Genomic DNA, 24,639 nt, shown 5'->3' on the forward strand with positions numbered 1-24,639 from the left:
AGATTAGTATAACATATTAATACTTGACAGGCAGTAAGTTGGTAACTAAATGACTTAACTTTTCAGTCTGTAAATGTTTTTAGACTTTTTATCTATAACGACAATTTTTCCTCTACATTTCACACCATCAACTTTATATAGTTTATCACCACTTAGGATATCCTCCGCTTGGATTCCAATCACATAATGATAATCATCTCCGATTATCTCAAAACCAAAACTATTCTTTAATTCTTTATTGCTACCCGTTTGAAGCAATGGCTGGCGCTTAACCAGACAATTCTTATCTGTTAATAAGGTATAATCATATATGACATCTTTGAACTTAGCCTCTTTGACAATTTTTTTACTCTGCGTAAATTCATTGTATCTTTTAGAAATAGCCAACTGCTCTTCTCTGAAGGGATTATCACTTGTAAGTTGTAAATCATTCACCGTCTGTTCATTAAAAATCACCTGATCATCCAGTATAAACTGCGTTGTTAGACGGTGTTCCCCTGGGCAATTAAGCTTATCAAGAATTAAGGTAATCCCATGTGGCAATGCTAGAACGCTTCGCTTGTGTATTAATTTCACCCCATCTTCTAGCTGAGAAGAAAAGCTAGATTCAATCAATGACAGATCATTCTCTTCTTTTAAGGTCAAGTAGTCAGCATTTGGATAAGTAAAGTAACTCCATGAATCTTTGACGGCTTCCACTGCTTGATCATCAATTAAACAAGTTGAATGCCCCTTAGAACTTCTTAGTTCATGCCGCAAACTATCCTCTTCATAGGTATAACGACCTGGGTCAACAAAAATTGGCCGTCCCTGATCATAGAGACAGATACTATTTTGGTCACTATGACTATGTGCACTTCCTAATGGGCCACATTTGTAAAAAAGGAAACGACGGTGATCATGTAAGCAAACATGGCCACTGGACTCAAATAGTCGCCCTTCTTTACATGTTTCAAGTGGCTTAAGCTCCTTAAAGGTCTCCACACCTTTTTCTCCAAAATAGAGAAGTGATTCAATATCTAAGTGATTAAAAGATTTTGAGGCTAGTCGATTTGACTGTAGAAGGACAGCCGACATGGTTAATATATCTCGGGTATCAGTAACATCACTATCCCCAAAGGCAAATTGATGATGGTCTGGACCTGTCATCATATAGATGTATTCACTCATCTCAACCAATGTCGACTGATAAAGACCTTTATAGGATGGAACCAAGATGGCCAACTCAAGCAGTGATCTATAGACTTCAACATGGTACATGATTGATTGTTCATATTGACTACCATCTTCAAGGACCTGTAATCTAATTTGCTCAAAAAGTTCTTTTTCAGCAAACTCTTTTATCTCTGCTAATTGTATTGCATCCTCATAGTAATAAAACCAAGCTAAGATAGCTGTCGTCTGCAAGATGCCCCAATTACTTAGGGTATATTTTTCAATGTAATTGTCATACAAGAAGACAAATTGTTTTCTTACTGAAGAGATAATTTTATCTTCTTCTGTTTTACTAATGGCATTAAATCGCTTTAAAAACAGAAGTGCTTTTAACCATGCCAAACATCTAATACCAGTATCTAAAGTTCTAGATGTTAAGGAATTTTTATCTAATAGATAGTCTCTACCAATCCAATCAAAAATAAAATATTTGATTTTATCAAGATATTTGTCATCCCCTTCAACGAGATAGACCACAACTAATTTGTATAAATAGGACTGTCGATTTAACATAAAATTCCATTCAGGATCATCAGTCACCTGCTTATCCCAATGGATTACTTCCAAGTGATAGGGAACAGGGCAAGGCTCCATATCCCAATTATCATTAAAAATGAAAGTATTCTCCATCAGCAAATCGACGTTTTCTTTGATGCGTTTGTAATCTGTCTGATTATAAGTTTTAATATAATCTCTACAGAATCCTTCTTCGAAAGATTTAAAAAATTGACTGACTAAAGTCTCTGTTTTACTTTCCATATTTTTCCTAACTTCTTTAAAAAGGCAAAAAGGATGTGGTAAATAGATACCAATCCTTTTGTCATAAATTAAGCAAGAATACCTAACCAGCTACCAATAATACCAATGATTACTGTTAAAATTACAAGTTTATATGTAGACCATTTTTTATTTTTAATTAAATAGAACATTAATAGTGTATATAATACTGGTAACATTGCTGGTGCAATTTTATCTAGCATCCCTTGAACAGTTACAATTTTTTGAGAAGCATTGGTAACTTTATCTGGCGCAAATGTATATGGAATTGACAATTTAACTTGTGTAGCTGCCAAACTTGAAATAACAGTTACCCCAATGATATTTGCAGCTCTTGAAACAACTGCCATTTGTTCACTAAGTTTATCAATAAAACTTGTTCCTAATTTATAACCATATAAACCAGTAGCTAATTTAATACCTGTCAAAATAGCATTCATGGCCACGAAGAATAAGATTGGACCTAAGACTAATCCATCTGTTGCTAGTGATGCTGCAATTGTAGAAAATAGTGGCGCCAAACAGAATTGTGACAGTGAATCACCAATACCTGCAAGTGGACCCATTAAAGCCATCTTGAAGCCACGAATTTCTTCTTCTGGACGTTCATTATCTAACATGGCCAAGTGTAAACTTGTTACAAATGGTAAGAAATGTGGATTTGTATTGTAGAATTCTACGTTTTCTTCTAGTGCTTTTGCAAGGCCTTCTTTATCTTCACCATAGTGTTTCTTTAAAGCAGGATAAATTACGTTAGCATAACCAATCCCTTGATAGTTACTGTAGTTAAAGCCGTTTTGTAAGTAGAAGGCACGTAAGGCCGTTTTTGTATAATCACTTTTTACTAATTTATTAGATCCAGTCATCGTGGTCATCTCCCTCAGATTCATTCTCAACTACTGAAGTGGTTGGTTTTTTATAAATATCAATAAGTGCAAAAATAGTTGCAATTAAAGCGACACCAATTGTAGGGATACCGACAACTGATCCAGTTGAAATACCTGTTAATACACCTGCTTCATTAGCTGTTGGTGTTAAGACTGGTAAACCAAAGTAAACTGCTAAAACATAACCTAAGATAATGTATGGAATAAGTTCTTTCTTAGCCATTACAGATAAAATCATGGCAAAGCCAATAGCTGGTAACATTTTACCTGCTAAAGTTAATCCATTAAGCAATACAGGAGGAATCATTGCAAATAGTTTTGTTAATGTATCCATTGACAAGGCACCTGTAATCCCTAATATGAAACCGACAGCCGCAAATGCCCAAATCGTTCCGTTTGCTGCAATTTTGAATTTTTTAAAGTCTCCATTTTGAAGAGCTTTTTTAGCCGCTCCAGGTGCACCAGCGAAGGCTGTATAGACTGCAGTTTGGATAAATTGGATTCCAACAGCAATCGGTGTAGATAAAGCAAGTGCTGCTTCTGGCGTAATTTTATCTTTGGCTGCAACTGTTGTAATAGCCATTAATGTCCCAAAAATACCAGGTCCGATTGGGTTTGGCGGAACTGTACCACCGGCACCAACACCAAATCCCATATAAGCAAGTTCTGAGATTGCTCCCACAGCCAAAGCTGTTGGAATATCACCTAAAATAATTCCCACACCAAATGATAAAACGATACATCTATTGGTGTATAGTCCAAGTAGCATTCCACTAAAACAGAACGCTGTCCACAAGCCGATTAGAATTGCTTGGAATAAACTGATTGTCATAAAAATCTCCTTATAAGATTAAACTTTTTCTAAAATATTAATTGGGGCAGCCCCATCATTACCAGTTGGTGTTGTTTTAGTATTAAACTTAACATTGTATTTTTCGTTCATAAGTTTAATAGCATCCTTATCTTCTTGCCCTAGGAAAATTGAACGTGTTACTTGTTCTTTACCTTCAGCATTATGAATGTTTCCAATGTTAATTTCATCGATTGGAACGCCGCCTTTGACTAATCTAAGCGCATCTTTCAAATCTTTAACAATTAAAAAGATTGATTGAGCTGGACTTGCTTTATGAATAATATCAATTACTTTGTCGACACTAAAGAATCTTAGAGCAATTGAACTTGGAACGACAGTTTTCATCAAAGTTTGTTGAATTTTATCTGTAGAAACGGCATCATTAACTACAATAACCGTATTACAGCTTAAAAATTTTACCCACATTTGGCCTTGACCATGGATTAATCGTTCATCGACACGTGTCATAACAATATTTGGTGTTGTCATAATTTTTCCTCATCTAGTAACTTATTACCAGTATACTTCCCAATCTTTATAGAATCTTAATAGTGCTTCTAGGTAATAGTAGTCACCCCAAATATTACCTTCGTCAACACCTTTTCCAGAATGCCAAGAATAGACACCATGTAAGAGTAATGGTCTACCTAGGCTAAATTCTTTATTTGCGTAATTATCAATCAGACTTCTTAGCATAGCATGCATAGCATATTTGTAAATTTCTTTATCTGAATCTACTTCAGGTAAATATTTCAACATTTCATGAATGCCACAAACTGCAGTTGCTGTTGCTGAAGAATCTCTTGATTGATCTGAACCATCATTAAAGATCAAATCCCAATAAGATACACAATCTTTTGGTAATCTATTTAAGAAATAATTAGTCATTCCTTTAAATAAATCAATTTGATTCTCATCTTTCATTTTGCGATAAGATAATGGAATACCATAAATACCCCAAGCTTGTCCTCTAGCCCATGAAGACTCATCATTATAACCTTGACGTGTCACACCTTTTAATGGTGCGCCTGTTTCAGGATCAAAATAATAGGTATGGAATGAAGAGGCATCATCACGAATAACAGTATTTGCTGAGGCATAAAAATGCTTTTCTGCAATTTCCTTATAACGGACATCACCTGTTTCTTCATATGCAAAGAATAAGAGTTGAATGTTTAAGAGGCAGTCGATGATTAATCTGTAATCTTCTTTCTTGCCGAGCTCACCCCAGGCTTGAATGAAGCCACCTTTTTCTTGGAAACGTTCAATCAATTTATCAGCAGCTTTAATAGATGCTTCTCTAGCTTCTGGACTCTTATCAATTCTATATTGAGCCATACAAGAAGGCGTATACAAGAAACCTAAATCATGATGATCTAATTCAATTCTCTTTTCAACACGATCTAAGAATGACAGAACGTTTTTATGTCCTAAAGCTTTAAACTTGTCATCTTTTGAATAGTCATATGCTAACCATAAGCAACCTGTCCAAAAGCCATTTGTCCATTCTGTATTGTCCATAATAGGATACACATTATCTTTTGTGGCAGGTGTTGGAAACTCTTCTTTAAAATAATCACTATTAATTGAAAGTTGTGCTAAAGCATCTTGAATAGCCTTTTCAATTTCACTCTTGGTTAAAAGCTTAGTATCTAAAAATTTGTTAGGATTTTCGATTGGTTCTAAGACAATTTTTTTAATTTCATTCACCTTATATCCCTCCTTCAAAGCTTTCTTCATCTTCTAAAAGACATTTAGAAAAGTCACTAATACCATTTTGAGCAGCTTCAATCACTTTATCAGCTAAACTATCTAAATTACTTTCAATAGTTCGTGTAAATGCAGCTTCAAGCAACATTGCTAAATTTAAACCTGATAATACTTTAATATTTTTATCCCCATGTTCAACTGACAAGGTTGATGAAATATTAAATGGTGTGCCACCAAGTAAATCAGTTAAGATTAAAATATCTTGATTTTCAGACAATTCATTCTGAATTTCTTCTTTTAGCTGATCAGCAGATTTACCAGCAGTAAAATTAATAGCTACTACATCTTCTTGTTGACCTGCTATTAATTCTAGTGAAGTTAAAATGCCATTTGGGAATTGACCATGTGCTACAACAATTATTTTTGTCATGCTACCTCCTTTTGAGTTTACCGGTTTACTTAATAAATTGATTATAGCGTTTTCAAAATCATCTGTCAATCACTTTTTTAAAAGAAAATTATTATTTGTTTTCTGTGAAAAACTCATGTTTTTACATTTTTTTGACTTTCTTTCATTAGATAACGGTAATTTCGCAGATCAAAATCACCATTTAAAAAAATCTTTGCCATAATTGTGTAGTTCTTTTCTTGACAAAACCGGTTTACTTTGATAATATTCACGTAAACGGGTTTACTGCCTAAAATTTGGAGGACACATATGGAAAATACATTTTTAGAAAAACATTTTTCTTTACAAGGAAAAGTTGCACTCGTTACAGGAGCTTCATATGGCATTGGATTTTCAATTGCTAGTGCATTAGCTGAGGCTGGCGCTACTATTGTTTTCAACGACATTAAAGAAGAGCTTGTTCAAAAAGGAATTGATGCCTACAAGGAAATCGGAATTACAGCTCACGGTTACGTCTGCGACGTTACTGATGAAGAAGGCATCCAAGCAATGGTCAAACAAATTAAAGAAGATGTTGGTGTCATTGATATCTTAGTTAATAATGCTGGTATTATTAAACGTACACCAATGTTGGAAATGTCATCAGCAGATTTCCGTCAGGTTGTTGATATTGACTTAAACGCACCATTTATTGTCTCAAAAGCTGTTTTACCAGGCATGATTGAAAAAGGCCATGGTAAAATCATTAATATTTGTTCAATGATGAGTGAACTTGGTCGCGAAACAGTTGCTGCTTATGCTGCTGCCAAAGGTGGTTTAAAAATGTTAACAAAGAATATTGCATCTGAATTCGGTTCAGCTAATATTCAATGTAACGGCATTGGCCCTGGCTATATTGCTACACCACAAACTGCTCCACTTAGAGAAAAACAAGCAGATGGAACTCCACATCCTTTTGATCAATTTATTATCTCAAAAACACCTGCAGCAAGATGGGGTACTTCAGAAGATTTAGCTGCTCCTGCTGTATTCTTAGCAAGTGATGCATCTAACTTTGTCAATGGACATATACTTTATGTTGACGGTGGTATCTTAGCTTATATCGGTAAACAACCTGAATAATGGAAAGGAATCAAAATTCAATGAAAATCGCATTAATTAACGAAAATAGTCAAGCTTCAAAAAATAGTATTATCTTCAATGAATTAAAAACAGTTGCAGATAAAAAAGGCTTCCAAGCTTTTAATTATGGTATGACTGGTGAAGAAGGTGAAAACCAATTAACTTATGTACAAAATGGTTTACTTGCTTCTATCCTTTTATCAACAGGTGCGGCTGATTTTGTTATCACTGGTTGTGGTACAGGTGTTGGTGCCTTACTAGCATCTAATAGCTTCCCTGGTGTGACTTGTGGCTTTGCTGCAGATCCTGTAGATGCTTATCTTTTCTCACAAGTTAACGGTGGTAATGCACTTTCACTTCCTTTCGCAAAAGGTTTTGGTTGGGGTGGCGAGCTTAACCTTCGTTACATGTTCGAACGTTTATTCGAAGAAGAAAAAGGTGGTGGCTATCCTAAAGAACGTGCTATTCCAGAACAACGTAATGCTGCCATTTTAGAACAAGTTAAAACAGTTACTTATAAAGACTTGTTAACAATTCTTAAAGAAATTGATCAAGACTTCCTTAAAGAAACAATTGATAGAGCAACATTTAAAGAATATTTCTTTGCTAATTGTCAAGTCGCAGAAATTGCAGATTATTTACAATCAGTTCTGAACGCCTAATCACAGAAAGGATTCCGGTTTCCATGTCAAAAGTACTTTTTTTTGGTGAACCACTCATCCGCATCACACCTTCAGACTATGACCACCTAAGCAATAAAGCAAAAACAGATATATTTTTTGGTGGTTCCGAAGTAAATATTGCAAGAGCTCTACAAGGTTTTGGTCAAGATAGTAAATTGCTGACCGCTTTGCCAGATAATTATATGGGGGATCAATTCACACGCTTTTTAACCGAAAGTCATATTGATTGTTCCCATATTCAGAAGCAAGGTGACCGCATCGGTATTTACTATTTAGAAAATACAGTTGGCTGTCGGCAAGGTGAGGTTATTTATGATAGAAAAAATAGTAGTCTCCATGATTTCCAAGTAAATGACCTAGACTACGACAAATTATTCCAAGATGTCTCTTTATTTCATTTTAGTGGCATCACCTTATCACTATCAGAAAATACGAGCACAATAACCGAAACATTAGTAAATGAAGCGAAAAAACGAGGTATACTAATCTCCTTAGACCTAAATTTTCGCAGTCATTTAATCTCAGTTCTTGAAGCAAAAAAACTTTTCTCTCACTTTGCTGAATCTGTCGACATCTGTTTTGGAATTGAACCATTAATGCTAGACGAAAACGATCTGACTTTGTTTAACCGTGATTCCGCTAGTGAAAGTGATATTAAATCACGTATGGCATCTTTAACTGAAAAATATGGCTTTAAAACTATCTTCCATACGTCTCGCTCTCAAGACGAGTATGGTCGTAATAACTATTCAGCCTATTTATATCAAGACAATTCACAATTTGAATTATCAAAGAAAATTACGACGCAATTAATCGAACGCGTTGGAAGTGGAGATGCATTTGTAGCTGGGGCCCTGTATCAGATAATTCAAGGTAAATCAGCCGCTGAGACAGTTGATTTTGCCGTAGCATCAGCTAGCCTTAAATGCACAATTCCAGGTGATAATATGTTTGAATCTAGCGATGCTGTCAATCGTGTCCTCAATCTCTCCAAGGACATTGTTAGATAAGAAGGTAACTAATGAACAAATCTGAAATATTAATTAAACTTAGCCAACAAAAATGTGTAGTAGTTGTGCGCGGAAATAGCAAATCTGAAGGCTTTAATGCCTCAAAAGCATGTATTGCAGGCGGCATCAAAGCCATTGAAGTTGCCTACACAAACAATAATGCCAGTCAGGTTATTGCTGAGTTAACATCAGAATATCAAAATGATGACTCGGTCATTATTGGAGCAGGAACTGTGCTTGACCCAGAAACAGCTCGTTTTGCGATTCTATCTGGGGCAAAATTCATTGTCTCACCGTCTTTTAATCCTCAAACTGCTACCCTTTGTAACCGCTATGCGATTCCATACATCCCTGGATGTATGACAATCACTGAAGTTCAAAAAGCCTTAGAAGCTGGTTGTGAAATGATAAAAGCCTTCCCTGGTGGCACTTTAGGTATGGCATTTATCAAAGCACTTAAAGCACCATTACCACAAGTACAAGTCATGGTAACTGGAGGTGTGAACTTATCCAATGCTTCTGACTGGCTAGAAGCTGGTGCCACCGCAGTTGGAATCGGCGGAGAATTCAACCAATTAGCAGCTCAAGAAAAATTTGAAGACATCACAATGATTGCTGAAAAATACACAAATCTAGTCTCCTAATAAAGCCAAAAGAACTTTGAACAGCTCCCTGTCAAGTAGACAGTCAAATAATAAAAGATAAGTTAAGCAACCTGATTCCTGAATTCCATGGGAGTCAGGTTGTTTAACTTTGATTGATAAGGTTGAGTGTTGTAGAATTCAATGTAAGGTTCTACATCTGTGACTAACTCATCATAAGTCTTGTATTTCTTAAAATGCCCAAAGAAACTTTCTGAAAAGGCAACAGTTTTCTGTACAAATTTTATAAAGTACTTTTTAGTTGATAATTATCAAAATTTTTATTAACTCCAATATCACAATTTGAATAAGTTATACCAAATTATCCAGAATCATCATCTATTTAGTTAAAATCCTTGTGTTGTAAAAAGTTAATACAAAAAACAATGACACGCCTCCACCAACCAAATGTGGGAAAATTTTACTTAATAAAATTAATTTCCTTCCCTTCATTTTTTTAAACTTTCAAAATACAAATATATAAAACAACTATTGATATAAGACACAATTGATGATAGAATCAGGTAAAGGAAACTCGTAGTTAAATTCCAGTTTCCTACAGGGGGTGGCTTTTGAATAAAAATATTCGTAAATACTATGCTGTTTTAGGGATATCAATGGCGTTAGGAATAAGACAGTTATCTATGACAATCATTATACCTTTCTTAACTACTTACAGTAAAACATTAATTGGTTCTACTCCTATATTAGCGGGATTAACTATAGGAATATTTGGATTAATGCAGGCTATTTTTCAAGTTCCATTCGGAATGTTAAGTGACAAATATGGTAATAAAAAAATAATGATAGTAGGATTATTGCTTGTAATTGGAGGATTATTACTATCAGCATTTGCAAAAAATATTTACACCTTTATATTAGCAAGGGCAATACAAGGAAGTGGCGCAATAATTGGCGTAGGATATTCATGGTCTTCTTCGATTTATAACAAAAATGATCAGGATATTCCTATGAGTATATTAGGATCTTTCATTTCAATGTCGGCAGCAGTGGCTTTTTTACTGGGGCCAATATTAATCCTATTTGTTAACATAAAAGAAATATTTTTAATATGTAGCACGATACTAATTGTAAATTTAATTTTTATTGGTTATTTTATAAATGACAACTATTCTAAAGGTGATAGTGAAATATTTAAAATAATAGAGGTAAAAAAACTAATAAAAAACAAAAAAATTGTCCTATTTAACAGTATCGCATTTATAATGAATTTCATTATGATATCAATTTTTTATTCTATCCCTTTAACAATAGAAACCACAATAGGACAAAATAAAATGTGGGAAATATTATTACCAACTATTATTTTTTCAATTTTTATATTAAAATTTGCAATAAATAAAAAAGAAAAATACCAGGATTTAATTTTTAAGTTTGCATTAGGATTAGTAATGGTAAGTACTATTGTTTTATCGATGAATAATAGTTTTAAATATCTTTTTATTGGAATGGCTCTGTTTTTTAGTGGTTATTTAGTTAGCCTAACATTTATGGCGATTGAAATAAATCAATTTACAGATAACACTATTAAAGGTACAGTGAATGGCATATATAATTCCTTTCAATATATAGGAAATTTTATTGGAGCTATATTTTCAGGATTATTTTTCGTAAAAAATCCTGATTATTTTTGGATAGTATTGATAATTATATCAACTATATCTTTAATGTTATCATTTAAAATATATAAAAAGGGGAAACGTGAAAGATAGAATTTTAGAAGTTATATTTGAGTTAATTCAAGAAAAAGGCATAAAAAAACTTACATTAGATGATATAAGTAGAAAACTCAAAATTAGCAAGAAAACTTTATATAAATATTTCAAAAGCAAGGATGACATGTTAATTGAATACATCGATTCTTATATCCAATTTGAAAAAGAAGGTACACTTAGAATATATGAAAATAAGGATGGTATTATTGAAAAAATTTTTGAAATAATTAATGCAAGGTATAAATTTTTCATTCCAATGAGAATAATAGAGGAATTAAAAGTTTTATATCCAAAAGAGTGGCTAAAAATTGAAGAGCTAAAAGAATTTAAACTTGAGCTAATTACTAATTTGATTAGTAAAGGAATTTCACAAGGTATATTCAAGGAGCAAATTAATTATATAGTTTTAAAAAAATTACTAGTGAATATTAGTAATGAATCAGATGACCCTGATTATTTGATAGAAAACGACTTAACTTTCAAAACTTTTATCAAAGAATCTCTAAACATTATTTTTGAAGGAATTAAAAAATAAGTACGTTCTCAACTTTCCTGACTACCACTACGCCATTGAGGACAGTTCCATAGCTGATCTTGTCCATGGCCTACTAATTCCTAAGACCACGCTAAGTATCACTGCCCTGACGGCCGACTCAACTATCAAACCCTATCAGTTGAAAACACAACTGACTACTTTTAACAGCATGGATAAAGTTGCTTATTACAACGCTGAGAAGGATTTCGGCTTCGCTTTATCTCTCTATTCTGACAGAACTCAAAACTTCGAAGCTATGAATGATGAAAACACTAGGGGCTGGTACACCAGTGATGGCATGTTTTATTACTATAATAAGGATCTCGCTCACTATAGCAAGGACTACTGGCCAACTGTTAACCCCTATTACCTACCAGGAACCACAGAAAATACGGCTCCTAGAGAAGATGTAACAGCCAAATTATTGAAACAATATGGTGAGCAAGCCACTAAGAAAACAGGACAAGTAACCAATCCCTCATCATTTGTTGGCTCACTAGCCTTTAACAATTACTTTGGTAGTGCAACAATGGATTTTACCAATTGGGATCACTGCTTAACAGCCAACAAGAGTTGGGGAATTCTTAATGATAAAATAGTCTTTCTTGGAAACGCCATTACTTCTAGCAGAATCGACTCCGTCTTCACAACCATTGACCAGCGAAAAGAATGCACAGACTCCCCGTATAAGGCTTATATCAATGGTGACCTGCTTCTACTTGACGATGGACTAGAACACCCTCATAGCAATGTCAGAACGATCTTACTTGAAAGTGCAAAGCCTGAACTAATTATCGGCTATGTCTTCTTAGAACCTACAAGTATCACAATCAATAAGACCCTTCAAACCGGAACTTGGCATGCTATGAATCTACCAACCAAGAACACTGATTTAAAATCAAATACCTTTATCACTATCAAACAAGCACATACTGCAAGTGATAACTCCTATGCTTATTATATGGTACCAAAGGCAACTAGTGACCTGTTAACTGACTTAAGCCATAACAAGCAAATTCAACTGCTTCAAAATGATAAGCAAGTACAGGTCGTTTATGACAAAGCAAGAAAATTATGGACAGTAATCAAACGAGACAAGACACCTTATCTGATTAACAAGCAGCTGCAATTGACAGATGCTGAACTCTATATGGTGTAAGAACAAGGAAACAAGTATCAGATTGTCACTTATGACCCTGTCAGCATGCGTAAACATGAGACGAGTGTCACTTTCCAGAATCAAGATAAACAATTGGTTTTTATTAAAACACAACCATATATCAACTATTTAGCTAAAAAGATCTCTGACCCACATCTTTTCAAATAAAAAAACAGTTGATGACTAATAGAAACTCTCATCAATTTATAGCATCAACTCGACCTAAGGCTTACAAAAAAATCACCATCCCAATGGTGACCTATTACTTAGATTGGGCAACAAAACATACCAATCAACTACCTTACTTACTAGAAAATATAGTTAGTCAAACTATCTGATCATCTAACTAATAGAACAAAATGAACCTCCTAGGTCAAAGCAATAGCTTCCCAGGAGGTCCATTTTTAGTCTAATCATCTTGTTACGAAGTCGACTCTTTCCACTCTATCTCACAATCAAATGTTTTTTGTGTTTCTCCATAGGTCGAGCCTTCGATCTCACTGATGAGAATTTTGGCTACTTCTATTCCTTCTTCGAAGGCCGATTGGACAATGGTTGTAACAGTTGGTGATGAGAAGTTGGTCCATTCTAAATTGTCAAAGCCAACAAGGCTAACTTGAGGCATATCAAAGGCTAACTTGTTTCATTACTTCAAGGACCATGTGGAGCGCCCAGCAATTGGGCACAAAAACTAAGGTCTTTTTCATACGATCAATGGTTGTTTCTAGAAATGCTTCAACAGTTTTCTTATCTTTATCAACCTGGTCAATAATTAATTTGTGGTAATCGTAATTCTTTTCGGACAAGGCATCAATGAAGCCTGACGACCGCTCAATCCGTGTACTAAGGAGACTCGGATCTGCTGTAATCATCACAAATTCTTCATAGCCTTTGTCAATAGCCGATTGAATCATGTCCTAAACAGCACCATAGTTATTGGTCTTGACCCAATTTGTCTTATACTCATACAACTGACTATCAAAGAAAACCATATGCTTTTCTTTTTTCTTGATAATTCTCGAATATTTCCTGAAATTAGAGGTTGGTTGAATGATAAAGCCACCACGCCCAAATTCAACATGTTTTCAATGTAATGGTCTTCATTTTTCGAATCATAATTACTATTACCAATGATGACTTGGTAATTTTTTCCTTGGTAACTGTCTCTATACCTTTAACAATTTGATTTGCAAAAGTATGTGTAATATCTCCAATCAAGACACCAATCAAATTAGTCCGTTTTGAATTCATACTACGCGCCAAAGCACTTGGCTTATAGCCTGTTTCTTTTACAACTTCTTCAATACGTTGACCTATCTCCTCAGACATCTTTTCAAATTTTTTGTTGAGATAAAAAGATACAGTTGTCTTTGATGTATTAGATAATTGTGCAATATCTGTTATTGTTATTTTTTTGCCAAATGACATACCTTTCTGGAAGTTTCTTCCTATTTATGATTAGTATAAGTATGACACAATAGTGTACGGCAATTAAAAGTTAAGTGTCACTCAGCTTAACTTTTTAAACAGTAAACTCGTTCCTTCTTTTTGTCACAAACGATAATTTTGCCACGACATTTAACCCCATCAATGTGATACAATTTGTCTCCACTTAGAATGTCTTCTGACTGGATCGCGATAAGATAATGATAGCCATCCCCAAGAATTTCAAAGCCAAAACTATTTTCTAATTCTTTATGACTACTCGCTCGTTTGGCGTAATGGCTGGCGCTTCACTTGACAAGTCATATCTGCCAACAAGGTATAGTCATATAGGTCATCTTTGAAAAAGCCTCTTTGCCAATTTTCTTACTCTGAATTAATTGATTGTATTTGTTAGAAATAACCACCTGCTCTTCTCTGAAGGGATAATCACTTGTCGTTTTTAAATCATTGACAGTCTGATCCTCAAACGACACCTGTCCATCTAAAATAAACTGCGTCGTCAGGTCGTATTCCCCAGGGCAAGTGAGATGATCAAGAATTAGGGTAATCCCTGAAAAGGCAACAGTTTAATAATTGAAGGTTCGGTGCAAATTTTAGTGAAATAGGGAAAGATGACGCTTGCAATCCACTCACCCGTGTAGGGTGAGACAGAGGAATCTGCCAAAGAATTAGCTACAAAAGCTATTTCAATCCACTCACCCGTGTAGGGTGAGACCCAGTCCCACCAACATTAGTTACTGTTACTCCAATTTCAATCCACTCACCCGTGTAGGGTGAGACGAGTATGTCATTCCGTCGTCATAAGGAGCTTCAAGTATTTCAATCCACTCACCCGTGTAGGGTGAGACAAAATCTGATTTTGAAGTGCCAAATTCGACAAAATTTCAATCCACTCACCCGTGTAGGGTGAGACTTTCTCCTTTTAATTAAATAAATGTAAATTTTCAATTTCAATCCACTCACCCGTGTAGGGTGAGACCCTGTGTTCGTTTCAATTGTGTTTTTCAAAGAGATTTCAATCCACTCACCCGTGTAGGGTGAGACTCGCGTTTTCGGTATATGCCAGCTCTTGACACGTATTTCAATCCACTCACCCGTGTAGGGTGAGACTGATAACCGCTTGATAATTCTTTTTAAGTGATCTTCATTTCAATCCACTCACCCGTGTAGGGTGAGACCGGACAATTGCAGTAGCTACCATAAGCTGTTGTATTTCAATCCACTCACCCGTGTAGGGTGAGACGAAACTCTAGACACTTACTTCTTATGTATGTGTCTATTTCAATCCACTCACCCGTGTAGGGTGAGACCTAGCTCAATATACTGAGACAATTTACAACAAAATTTCAATCCACTCACCCGTGTAGGGTGAGACAATGCGTCATGTCTTATCTAAAGATGCTTTAGATATTTCAATCCACTCACCCGTGTAGGGTGAGACTTTCACCAGGAAGTAAAATAGATAGAGGTATAAAATTTCAATCCACTCACCCGTGTAGGGTGAGACTTATCGTTGATGGATTGGTTGATGTGGTTGAAATATTTCAATCCACTCACCCGTGTAGGGTGAGACTTGTCAGCCATTCGCTTGTTCTTTTCAAGTTTCTTGATTTCAATCCACTCACCCGTGTAGGGTGAGACAATTCAGGCAAAGATTTCTTTTCAAATCCTATTGATTTCAATCCACTCACCCGTGTAGGGTGAGACAATGATCATTTTTAGGTGGAGAAAGTCTATGATATTTCAATCCACTCACCCGTGTAGGGTGAGACTCTATAAATTCCGCTTTAAATCTCAATTCAACCGATTTCAATCCACTCACCCGTGTAGGGTGAGACAAAGCACTAATAAGTTTATGCGCTTCATCAAAATTTCAATCCACTCACCCGTGTAGGGTGAGACAGTGTCATGAGGTATATTTTTTGATTTATAAGTAAATCATTTCAATCCACTCACCCGTGTAGGGTGAGACTAAGATGGATGACTTACTTGCACTTACAGCATCAGCATTTCAATCCACTCACCCGTGTAGGGTGAGACGCAAGCCTTACTCTAACCTGACTACTGTTTCCTATTTCAATCCACTCACCCGTGTAGGGTGAGACATAATGCTAGGTTTAACAGTATATTGCCCTGCGTATTTCAATCCACTCACCCGTGTAGGGTGAGACATTGTATGTATGTTTCTAAATAACCACTTCATCAATTTCAATCCACTCACCCGTGTAGGGTGAGACATTTCTTTGGTCTCAATCTATCCGCCCTTTCTATCATTTCAATCCACTCACCCGTGTAGGGTGAGACATCTTTTGCACTGACGTAGCCAATCCCGCCAACAATTTCAATCCACTCACCCGTGTAGGGTGAGACGTTCCATATTGTCAGATTCAACAAGTGCATATCTATTTCAATCCACTCACCCGTGTAGGGTGAGACGTTAGTTTCAATTCAGAAACAGTAGTTCTAAATAATTTCAATCCACTCACCCGTGTAGGGTGAGACAGTTCTTAGCCATCCAGTATCAACTGGGGCAAATTTCAATCCACTCACCCGTGTAGGGTGAGACCATACCGGTAAAATAACCAGCTGACCTAGCACCTATTTCAATCCACTCACCCGTGTAGGGTGAGACAGAAAAATTGATGTACTGCATCAAACTCAACTTATTTCAATCCACTCACCCGTGTAGGGTGAGACTCTAACCTCGTCGCTAAGATTATCCAAAGATGATATTTCAATCCACTCACCCGTGTAGGGTGAGACTTCCATCTCTGTCGTTTCCTCGTTTGCTTCTAAATTTCAATCCACTCACCCGTGTAGGGTGAGACAACAGTTGCTCTCATAATTCAACCTCTCTTTTCCATTTCAATCCACTCACCCGTGTAGGGTGAGACCCAGCTCACGCATCATATTAGCTGCACCTTTGGATATTTCAATCCACTCACCCGTGTAGGGTGAGACCGAACTTGGCACAGGTCGGGTGGATTGACAACGACAAGATTTCAATCCACTCACCCGTGTAGGGTGAGACGCAAGGCCGACGCAGCTAACACTATTCAACAACTATTTCAATCCACTCACCCGTGTAGGGTGAGACCACAATCAAGCGCTTTGTGGTCAACGTCTACCGGATTTCAATCCACTCACCCGTGTAGGGTGAGACCCCGACAGCAGACGAAAAGTGCTTATTCGTCATATTTCAATCCACTCACCCGTGTAGGGTGAGACGATAATGTGTTCGTCCTCCTCTAGTTCCATAAGTGAATTTCAATCCACTCACCCGTGTAGGGTGAGACAGAAACAAGGAGACCAAACATGACTAACGCACTAATTTCAATCCACTCACCCGTGTAGGGTGAGACACCCGCGAGGACTGGGAGCAGGTGGACGTCGGAATTTCAATCCACTCACCCGTGTAGGGTGAGACATTGTCCGCAGGGCCAAGATAGCCCCGCTGAAAGTATTTCAATCCACTCACCCGTGTAGGGTGAGACCAATCGCTGGCTGACAGGTCTAGAGGGTAGCTTATTTCAATCCACTCACCCGTGTAGGGTGAGACACAACTGGATAAGACGAGACATTGACGTAGATACAATTTCAATCCACTCACCCGTGTAGGGTGAGACAATAAAATAAACGCGGTAAACTAATAATGTACCGATTTCAATCCACTCACCCGTGTAGGGTGAGACACAGCAACGCGACAGCCGGAAGTCTGGTGCCTGATTTCAATCCACTCACCCGTGTAGGGTGAGACAACGAGTACATCGCGACAATCAACCAGGGCTTATTTCAATCCACTCACCCGTGTAGGGTGAGACTGCCTTTGCTAGTCAAATACCAAACGCCACCAGCGGATTTCAATCCACTCACCCGTGTAGGGTGAGACCAAGATAGCCCCGCTGAAAGTGAACGAGGTCCAGAAATTTCAATCCACTCACCCGTGTAGGGTGAGACGGACTGGGGCGAGGTTTGGCACCCGGTGGCCAAGCTATTTCAATCCACTCACCCGTGTAGGGTGAGACTACACTGACAAGGCACCCAGTCGGTATCGTGGAATTTCAATCCACTCACCCGTGTAGGGTGAGACTGGTCAGTTGACCGAGGTCATCTATGACGACCTAATTTCAATCCACTCACCCGTGTAGGGTGAGACGACACGAAAGACAAAAAGGAGCGGGAGCGCATGAATTTCAATCCACTCACCCGTGTAGGGTGAGACGGATTCAATCGAAAACCACTGGTGGTTTTACAGAAATTTCAATCCACTCACCCGTGTAGGGTGAGACGCAACTACCAGGCCAAGGTCCGGGCCTTGGTGGAAATTTCAATCCACTCACCCGTGTAGGGTGAGACTTTGGCCGGACCTATAACAGTGCCGCGACAGTAATTTCAATCCACTCACCCGTGTAGGGTGAGACGTCGGCAAGAACGCAAGCACGACGTCCAACAACGATTTCAATCCACTCACCCGTGTAGGGTGAGACAGCGCCAGTAGACACTGTTTTAAGCAAGCTAGAGCTGTTTTACACTTGTTTTTTTGGCTAAAAACAGTTCCATTTTGCCTATTTTTCCTATAGTCACGCGCGAAACTCCCGACTTTTGATGTGTAAGCGAGGTTCGCAAGGAAGTTTTTAAAGAAGGAGAAGCCCCACATCAGGGTCATAAGAATCATCTCGGCCAAGTGTTTCCACCCGATTTTGCCAATGCTTGCCTAAGCGGTAAAAACGAATAGTGTCAGTCTCCATATCGATAATGTTACTTAGTTTAGCTTTTATCTCCACAAAATCTGCGGGCGTTACCGAACATTCAAACACAGAATGTTGCACTCGTTGCCCATAATCAACACATAGCTTGGCAACATGTCTCAGCCTTTTTCGGCCCGCTGCCGTTTCCGTATTAACATCGTACGTAATTAAAACCATCATAAATATCACCTAAATCAAGAATGGTGGATAAGAATCTAGCTCGCCTCGAATGGCTTTCGCCAATAGCTGCGCTTGGACGTATGGAAGCAACATCAGCTTCACCTTTTCCTTAGTAAAAGGATGTTCAACTTCCACATGCTTACGCTTTTGCCAAGCTTCAATGAAAACGGCACGTCCTTTCTCAGTCAATAAGACACTGCCTGTCTCCTTAATCTCAAAATGCCTTCTTGACAGTTGTCCCTTATTAATCAGTGAAAATACAAAGCGATCAACTATAAAGGAACGAAATTCCTCCACTAAATCAAGCGCTAAACTAGCACGTCCAGGTCTATCCGTATGATAAAAGCCAACATAACTATCCAAACCGACAGCTTCAAGTGCCGATTGACATTCATATGTCAATAAACTATAGCCAAATGACAAAAGGGCATTAATGCAATCTTGTGGCGGTCTTCGAGTCCGTCCATTAAATTTAAAGGTATCTTTATCTGATAGAACTAAATCGTTAAAGGATCTAAAATACTGATTAGCTGCTTGCCCTTCAATCCCTAATAAAACAGTTTTATCCGGTGCCACCTGAATACTTTCCAACGCCCAAGTTAATTCAGTATTAATTTCCTCAAAGAGTTGCCCATCAATACGGTCACGGTGATCTCTTCGGAATCTGACCAAATATTTCCTAGAATTAGATAGCTTGGCCAACATAAACCGCTTAGCGTATTCTAACGACAGCTCACTATCAGCAATACGATAGTGCTCCCGCCGTAACAAGACATTCCCATTAGTCGAGCCTACAAACCGTCCACAAAATCGCCCTTGAGGAGTATGAAATGATAAATTGATCTGATTTTCAGAACAAAGTTTAATCAAAGAAGGTGATGCTCCAAGATAAGAAAAGCAAACAATGCCATCAATAATCCGATAAGGAAAACGACTGATAATCTTACTATCTTGCTTGATGACAATATTGTCCCTCTCCCTTGTCAGATAAAAATCTTCTTGTGTTAAATAAAGTGTATTGAGTAGTTTCTTCATAAGACTGCCTCACTGGTAAGAGAATTCTTAATGTAATTAGTCACACTTGGCGTTTTTTTACTAAGCCTTGGCATACAGATATCTACTAAAGAACATAGGGGACAATTTTTGAAATAAGCTGCTTTTTCTACTATTTTTTGATCATAATAAGCATGCATTTGTTCAGCTAATTGATGAACCTCACGTCTCATGTCCTCTGTAATAGCTATTTCAACCTTTTGATTAACACTGTGATAATAGAGATATCCTTTATCGATACGACAAGCAAATGTTTCTTCCAAACAGATAATCTGCGCAACTAACTGAACAATATCTCGCCTGTCTTTTTTGGGCTTTCCACGCTTGTATTCAACAACCAGGGGGAGCCAGCGTCCCTTTCTTCCTTTCAAGGGAACCCCTGAGTCATCTTGATGAAATTCCAAAACGTCCAAAATCCCATAAAGCCCCAAGGTTTTCGATGAAACATGAATAGCCCGTGAGACAAGCTTATCTTTACGTTTTTCCTTAATATAGGGATTATCAGCCTTTTGGTGCAAGAGTTGACCATGAGCTGTTGCTTCATTATCCACCCACTCTTGCTCAATATGAATCAGAGCCCACTGACGCTTGCAGAATTGAAAATGCTGAATCCCTGATAACATAAGATAATCTTCTTCCACATAAGCCATATTATAGCCCTTCTAGGATTTCAACCTTTAACCCTTTAGCCTGATAGTCTGCCAATGTTTTGTCATCCAAATGGATCTGATAATCTTCGTATGAAGTCTTATCTTGCTTAGAGTTGTCCGCAACTAACAAATCGTAAACACGGGCACTTGACACATTGCCAAGCTTACTTGAATGCGTAAACCAGAAGAGCTGACGGACACGCATTGATCCCTCAGGACGAGCTGATGAGGCATCATTTTCAAACAAACTCAGAAAAGCCTGCTTAATCAACTCGGCATCTGCTTCACTAAAGCCTGTTTTCTCAGCAAAGTGAGCATTGATTGAACCTTTAACGACATACACACCATAATCAACAAAGTGCTTGCTTCCCATAGTATCAGAAGAACGGCCACTGTCTCCCTTAGGCTCCATACCATTGGTACTACGGGTGATTTGCAAACTTGAAATGACAATAGGATCCAATGACTTAGCCATACTAATTGACACCGGACCACGCAAACCAATGGATTTCTTCAAATATGTGAAGACCTGTCCAAAACTACGGACATCAATCCAGAGTTCAGTGGCTTTTTTCGCTATATCTTCGTCCTGATCATTTTTTGTAAAGTAATGCGAGAAACGCTTCTCTAGCGAACGAAAATCATCTTCAATACGCTCATTGGCTTGGACAAAGATAGCTTGGCCCATATCTTGAAGACGGTTACGAAGTTTGCGTTTAATAGAAACATCACTCATCATGCCATAGCCTCTAGCATCTGTACGGGGCATGTTACCATTCAAAGGATCACCATTAGCATTAGCTTCTCTAACTTCAACCGTTACCATAAAATCAATTTTGTGTTCTAACATGACTTACTCCTCACCTTCAGTTGTCACAATTTCTTGTTTTGTGTAATAGAATTTTTTCTCAGCATAATAACCAAACATAAAACGGTAATCCAGCGGTTTTTCTATGGATTCTGTTTCTAAAAAAGGCGTTAGAAGTTGCATAATTTCCTCTTTTTCTTTGTTTAGCTTGCTCCAGCTCCCTTTGCTATTTAACTTCAAAGTTTCTTCATAAGGTTTAATCTTATTTTCTAAAAGCATCATCAATTTCGTTGGTTGACTCGTATAGGCTGTCCAATAACGTTCGGCATTGGTAATACGACCACTGTCACCGCCATCTAACTTATAACGTAAGGTTTCAATCAACTCAAATATAGCTAACAATCGTCCAAAAAGATAGGAACGATTTTGATTGGTGTGATCTAGCATTGGTGAAAATTCCTCCTCATTTTGTTTGTGTAAAATACCAAGACTAACTTGTTGTACCTGGTACCAATGTTTGGTATATTTTTGACGTTGTTTAATATTTTCTTCAAGCTTTTTAATAATTGAAAATGGTATGGTTTTTCCGTCAATTAAGTTAGTGACTAATTTTTGAAATTGATCGCTCTTAAAGTTCTCATTGTCCAATTCTAAAAAACGATCACGATCTACACCATAGGCAACTAGAATGATTTGCATTAGACTCGGCGTGTAATCGTCATAGATTCCGTCCTTACGACGTCGCTCCCAGGAATAACGCTCTTGCCACTGCTCTAAATTTTCTAGCAACCTGGAGGCCTTTAATTGCCTAAAATATTTTAATGCAATCCGACCATCGTTGGTTTTATTCAAAATTGCCGCATAATAATTTGAAGCATCACTAAATTTTTTCTTACCTCGAATGAAGGAGGATCCAATATCTTTATTCACTTGGGTAATTGAAAACTCAGTTTTTTCATCTTCATTATCTTCATAGTTAAAGAGACTTGTAATTGGACTGGAAACCGTTAACTGGCTCTCATTAGTTAAATCATCACTAAACCAGTTTATTAAATGCTGGCCACCACCTAACCAAGTATGAGTATTCGCATTTTCCAAAAAATATTTAGCCATCAGATGGATTTTTTCCGAAGTTTGATTTCCTACGGTGAAGACATCATCACGCTCCTTAAAACGTCCCTTATAAGTTTCACTGTTATTACTGACAGAAATCAACTTCGCATTCCCAATCAAACCACGATGTTTAGTTGCCAATACTTCTTTTTGACCACTAATATTACAGAGAACCAAATCCTCTTGATATGATTCTACATAATCAATATAAGCCTGATGTAGATCTGTAAAGCTTGTAACGGAAACAGTTCTATAGCCAATAAAATCAACTATTGAAAATTCCAAAAAGCAGGCTGATAAATCCAATGTTCTAGGCTTTTTAGCCTCTAAGTCATACGTTAATACAAGCCCATCTCGTTGATACGGCTCAGTCATCAAGGCTTTAATAATTTTTTCTGAAAAATCAGCTTGTAAAATAGCATCTTGAATCAGTTTCAAATAGTTCCTAACTTCCCCCAAAGGACAAGCTATTACCCAATTATCTAACTGCTTATGATAGGTATCGTATTGGTCTTGATTAACCTCTGAAACAAAATAGGAAAACTTATCAACAAGTGGATGGGGAGCAGGATTTTTCCCTGATCTTGCTACAGAATCTGAGGTAACAGGAAAAACAATAACTTCCTTATCGCCTAAAAATTCTGCCGAGATAACTTCCCCAGACTTATCAAGCTTTATTGCAATAACATTTTTGCCATTGGATTTTAGACTCGTATGGTAAATCGGTAATAAAACTGGACCACTTTTTGCAGGATTATCGACATATCCTTCTTTTTCTGCACTCTTATAGGCTTTTAATAAAGATGTAAAGAAATCCATTACCTCTCCCCTTTCTCCTCTTTTTCTTCGGCTTGGTAATTAGCAAATTCCTCATCTACTGACTTTACCTGACCAGGTGATTTAAAGGCATAGCTCGATAAGGTATTCATAATTTCACAGTCTTTCTGTTCTTTAAAACGAATACACCCATTTTCCATAACGGTATGCGTAAAGTAAGATTTTAGAGGCTCTGATTTATCTTTGGGATACTTGAAGGAATGAAACATAATGCCGAAATCAATAGTCTGATCAGCGTAAGCAACTTCTGCTGCGTCATAGTCTTCCTGACTAATAGCATCAACTAGGCCTACACATTCACGTGTCCCTAAAAATATATCTCTACGTCCACCTTTACGAATGGAACGGGCCATAATGGCCTCATGCTTATTGGGAAGACGATCATGCATTAAATCTGGCCTATCCTCATTCCAAATAAAATGACATTTGACAAGGTATTCAACATCGCTGAGATAGGAGACATAACTCAAATCTGCTTTACAATTTGCTAGTAAGGCTCTAACACCATGCAATTCTGTCTGAATTTGACGACAAATCTTGACTTCAGTCACCACATTAGTAATTGTTGGTTTAAAATATATGGCATCCACAATGCCTTGTAAGGCTTGGCGAGTTGGGACTGAATAACTAGACCTTTCTCCCCCACCTTTAGTTGCTGGGTTTGTAAAAAGAGCGAGATTTCCTCTTACCCTAAAGTAAAAATTCCGAGATCGAAACACCATTTTGCTCCTTTCTGTTGGTTAAGATACTCATTTCAAACTGTTTTTCCAATTCTAAAAAAATGGGCCCTCTTTTTTAGAATTATTTTTTCTCAGAGATAACTGTTATCAAACTCGCCAAAGCAATTAAAATCGCTGGCAATTGAATAATAATTGTCTCTAGAAAATGGAAAACGTCTTTGTTCAATTACCTTTCTCCTTAATATTTATTTTTGTTAACTTTATTGTAAGCGTTTTTTCACTCTTTGTCAAGGTTTTCTTATTACTATAATAAACTATATAGAAAAAACTATATATACTTGTATTTTAACATTAGTATGTTAAAATACAAGTATTGTCATAGAATAT

19 protein-coding genes, 2 pseudogenes and 1 CRISPR repeat array are annotated in these 24,639 nt (G+C 37.1%); of the genes and pseudogenes, 7 read left to right on the top strand and 14 right to left on the bottom strand.

What is annotated here, in order from left to right:
* Window positions 1-54: 54 nt before the first annotated feature.
* The 6 genes from ACVRZD_RS03670 to ACVRZD_RS03695 form a co-directional block, all read right to left on the bottom strand.
* Window positions 55-1,974, bottom strand: a complete 1,920-nt coding sequence (locus tag ACVRZD_RS03670) for an alginate lyase family protein (protein ID WP_037626885.1) — start codon at window positions 1,972-1,974, stop codon at window positions 55-57.
* A 68-nt stretch (window positions 1,975-2,042) separates the two neighbouring features.
* Window positions 2,043-2,858 (bottom strand): PTS system mannose/fructose/sorbose family transporter subunit IID, encoded by an 816-nt coding sequence (locus ACVRZD_RS03675; RefSeq protein WP_447450277.1) that lies wholly within the window; start codon window positions 2,856-2,858, stop codon window positions 2,043-2,045.
* Complete coding sequence (locus ACVRZD_RS03680; protein WP_447450278.1) at window positions 2,845-3,711, bottom strand: PTS mannose/fructose/sorbose/N-acetylgalactosamine transporter subunit IIC; 867 nt, start codon at window positions 3,709-3,711, stop codon at window positions 2,845-2,847. Before ACVRZD_RS03680 ends, ACVRZD_RS03675 begins: the two co-directional genes overlap by 14 nt.
* Before the next feature lie 18 nt (window positions 3,712-3,729).
* Window positions 3,730-4,221 (bottom strand): PTS sugar transporter subunit IIB, encoded by a 492-nt coding sequence (locus ACVRZD_RS03685; RefSeq protein WP_447450279.1) that lies wholly within the window; start codon window positions 4,219-4,221, stop codon window positions 3,730-3,732.
* A 24-nt stretch (window positions 4,222-4,245) separates the two neighbouring features.
* Window positions 4,246-5,472 (bottom strand): glycoside hydrolase family 88 protein, encoded by a 1,227-nt coding sequence (locus ACVRZD_RS03690; protein WP_052128157.1) that lies wholly within the window; start codon window positions 5,470-5,472, stop codon window positions 4,246-4,248.
* Window positions 5,444-5,872 carry a PTS sugar transporter subunit IIA gene (locus tag ACVRZD_RS03695; protein ID WP_037626877.1) on the bottom strand — a complete coding sequence of 143 codons (429 nt, stop codon included), beginning with the start codon at window positions 5,870-5,872 and terminating at the stop codon, window positions 5,444-5,446. The genes ACVRZD_RS03690 and ACVRZD_RS03695 overlap by 29 nt, the downstream gene beginning before the upstream one ends.
* A gap of 288 nt (window positions 5,873-6,160) precedes the next feature.
* Between ACVRZD_RS03695 and ACVRZD_RS03700 the strand changes: the two genes are divergently transcribed.
* Genes ACVRZD_RS03700 through ACVRZD_RS03715 form a run of 4 tightly spaced genes read left to right on the top strand, consistent with a single transcriptional unit; the run spans window position 6,161 to window position 9,310 of the window.
* On the top strand, window positions 6,161-6,973 hold the full coding sequence (locus tag ACVRZD_RS03700) for a gluconate 5-dehydrogenase (protein WP_037626875.1): 813 nt from the start codon (window positions 6,161-6,163) through the stop codon (window positions 6,971-6,973).
* Window positions 6,974-6,993: 20 nt separating this feature from the next.
* Window positions 6,994-7,635, top strand: coding sequence for an RpiB/LacA/LacB family sugar-phosphate isomerase (locus ACVRZD_RS03705; protein WP_037626872.1), 642 nt, complete (start codon window positions 6,994-6,996; stop codon window positions 7,633-7,635).
* 23 nt (window positions 7,636-7,658) lie between these two features.
* Complete coding sequence (locus ACVRZD_RS03710; RefSeq protein ID WP_037626869.1) at window positions 7,659-8,666, top strand: sugar kinase; 1,008 nt, start codon at window positions 7,659-7,661, stop codon at window positions 8,664-8,666.
* Window positions 8,667-8,677: 11 nt separating this feature from the next.
* Complete coding sequence (locus tag ACVRZD_RS03715; protein WP_037626866.1) at window positions 8,678-9,310, top strand: bifunctional 4-hydroxy-2-oxoglutarate aldolase/2-dehydro-3-deoxy-phosphogluconate aldolase; 633 nt, start codon at window positions 8,678-8,680, stop codon at window positions 9,308-9,310.
* A gap of 62 nt (window positions 9,311-9,372) precedes the next feature.
* Here the strand turns inward: ACVRZD_RS03715 and ACVRZD_RS03720 are convergent.
* A pseudogene (locus ACVRZD_RS03720) lies at window positions 9,373-9,522 on the bottom strand (IS3 family transposase); the annotation flags it as partial.
* 357 nt (window positions 9,523-9,879) lie between these two features.
* Here ACVRZD_RS03720 and ACVRZD_RS03725 point away from each other — a divergent pair.
* The 3 genes from ACVRZD_RS03725 to ACVRZD_RS03735 are packed head-to-tail and all read left to right on the top strand — an operon-like array spanning window position 9,880 to window position 12,737.
* Window positions 9,880-11,040: an MFS transporter gene (locus ACVRZD_RS03725; protein ID WP_052128156.1), complete on the top strand. Its 1,161-nt coding sequence runs from the start codon at window positions 9,880-9,882 to the stop codon at window positions 11,038-11,040.
* Window positions 11,030-11,578, top strand: a complete 549-nt coding sequence (locus tag ACVRZD_RS03730; protein ID WP_037626863.1) for a TetR/AcrR family transcriptional regulator — start codon at window positions 11,030-11,032, stop codon at window positions 11,576-11,578. Before ACVRZD_RS03725 ends, ACVRZD_RS03730 begins: the two co-directional genes overlap by 11 nt.
* Window positions 11,559-12,737 (top strand): polysaccharide lyase family 8 super-sandwich domain-containing protein, encoded by a 1,179-nt coding sequence (locus ACVRZD_RS03735; protein ID WP_052128155.1) that lies wholly within the window; start codon window positions 11,559-11,561, stop codon window positions 12,735-12,737. The genes ACVRZD_RS03730 and ACVRZD_RS03735 overlap by 20 nt, the downstream gene beginning before the upstream one ends.
* A gap of 421 nt (window positions 12,738-13,158) precedes the next feature.
* On the opposite strand, the pseudogene ACVRZD_RS03740 reads toward ACVRZD_RS03735, so the two are convergent.
* The 7 genes and pseudogenes from ACVRZD_RS03740 to cas5c form a co-directional block, all read right to left on the bottom strand.
* Window positions 13,159-14,165: pseudogene (locus ACVRZD_RS03740) on the bottom strand (LacI family DNA-binding transcriptional regulator).
* 635 nt (window positions 14,166-14,800) lie between these two features.
* Window positions 14,801-18,670: direct repeats of the CRISPR family, unit length 32 nt; unit sequence ATTTCAATCCACTCACCCGTGTAGGGTGAGAC.
* Window positions 18,671-18,817: 147 nt separating this feature from the next.
* Window positions 18,818-19,111: a CRISPR-associated endonuclease Cas2 gene (cas2, locus tag ACVRZD_RS03745; RefSeq protein WP_037625314.1), complete on the bottom strand. Its 294-nt coding sequence runs from the start codon at window positions 19,109-19,111 to the stop codon at window positions 18,818-18,820.
* A 9-nt stretch (window positions 19,112-19,120) separates the two neighbouring features.
* Complete coding sequence (gene cas1c, locus ACVRZD_RS03750; protein ID WP_037625312.1) at window positions 19,121-20,146, bottom strand: type I-C CRISPR-associated endonuclease Cas1c; 1,026 nt, start codon at window positions 20,144-20,146, stop codon at window positions 19,121-19,123.
* Complete coding sequence (gene cas4 / locus ACVRZD_RS03755; protein WP_037625309.1) at window positions 20,143-20,814, bottom strand: CRISPR-associated protein Cas4; 672 nt, start codon at window positions 20,812-20,814, stop codon at window positions 20,143-20,145. The genes cas1c and cas4 overlap by 4 nt, the downstream gene beginning before the upstream one ends.
* A 1-nt stretch (window position 20,815) precedes the next feature.
* Window positions 20,816-21,664 carry a type I-C CRISPR-associated protein Cas7/Csd2 gene (gene cas7c, locus ACVRZD_RS03760; RefSeq protein WP_037625307.1) on the bottom strand — a complete coding sequence of 283 codons (849 nt, stop codon included), beginning with the start codon at window positions 21,662-21,664 and terminating at the stop codon, window positions 20,816-20,818.
* Between the two features lie 3 nt (window positions 21,665-21,667).
* Window positions 21,668-23,554: a type I-C CRISPR-associated protein Cas8c/Csd1 gene (gene cas8c, locus ACVRZD_RS03765; RefSeq protein WP_447450280.1), complete on the bottom strand. Its 1,887-nt coding sequence runs from the start codon at window positions 23,552-23,554 to the stop codon at window positions 21,668-21,670.
* Window positions 23,554-24,291, bottom strand: coding sequence for a type I-C CRISPR-associated protein Cas5c (gene cas5c, locus ACVRZD_RS03770; RefSeq protein ID WP_037625336.1), 738 nt, complete (start codon window positions 24,289-24,291; stop codon window positions 23,554-23,556). Before cas5c ends, cas8c begins: the two co-directional genes overlap by 1 nt.
* Window positions 24,292-24,639 lie beyond the last annotated feature (348 nt).

It is taken from the genome of Streptococcus hongkongensis (genome assembly GCF_053206145.1).

Coding starts and splice junctions, on each gene's coding strand:
- ACVRZD_RS03670 (WP_037626885.1), bottom strand. CDS start 1,974: ATGGAAAGTAAAACAGAGACTTTAGTCAGTCAATTTTTTAAATCTTTC.
- ACVRZD_RS03675 (WP_447450277.1), bottom strand. CDS start 2,858: ATGACTGGATCTAATAAATTAGTAAAAAGTGATTATACAAAAACGGCC.
- ACVRZD_RS03680 (WP_447450278.1), bottom strand. CDS start 3,711: ATGACAATCAGTTTATTCCAAGCAATTCTAATCGGCTTGTGGACAGCG.
- ACVRZD_RS03685 (WP_447450279.1), bottom strand. CDS start 4,221: ATGACAACACCAAATATTGTTATGACACGTGTCGATGAACGATTAATC.
- ACVRZD_RS03690 (WP_052128157.1), bottom strand. CDS start 5,472: ATGAAGAAAGCTTTGAAGGAGGGATATAAGGTGAATGAAATTAAAAAA.
- ACVRZD_RS03695 (WP_037626877.1), bottom strand. CDS start 5,872: ATGACAAAAATAATTGTTGTAGCACATGGTCAATTCCCAAATGGCATT.
- ACVRZD_RS03700 (WP_037626875.1), top strand. CDS start 6,161: ATGGAAAATACATTTTTAGAAAAACATTTTTCTTTACAAGGAAAAGTT.
- ACVRZD_RS03705 (WP_037626872.1), top strand. CDS start 6,994: ATGAAAATCGCATTAATTAACGAAAATAGTCAAGCTTCAAAAAATAGT.
- ACVRZD_RS03710 (WP_037626869.1), top strand. CDS start 7,659: ATGTCAAAAGTACTTTTTTTTGGTGAACCACTCATCCGCATCACACCT.
- ACVRZD_RS03715 (WP_037626866.1), top strand. CDS start 8,678: ATGAACAAATCTGAAATATTAATTAAACTTAGCCAACAAAAATGTGTA.
- cas2 (WP_037625314.1), bottom strand. CDS start 19,111: ATGATGGTTTTAATTACGTACGATGTTAATACGGAAACGGCAGCGGGC.
- cas1c (WP_037625312.1), bottom strand. CDS start 20,146: ATGAAGAAACTACTCAATACACTTTATTTAACACAAGAAGATTTTTAT.
- cas4 (WP_037625309.1), bottom strand. CDS start 20,814: ATGGCTTATGTGGAAGAAGATTATCTTATGTTATCAGGGATTCAGCAT.
- cas7c (WP_037625307.1), bottom strand. CDS start 21,664: ATGTTAGAACACAAAATTGATTTTATGGTAACGGTTGAAGTTAGAGAA.
- cas8c (WP_447450280.1), bottom strand. CDS start 23,554: ATGGATTTCTTTACATCTTTATTAAAAGCCTATAAGAGTGCAGAAAAA.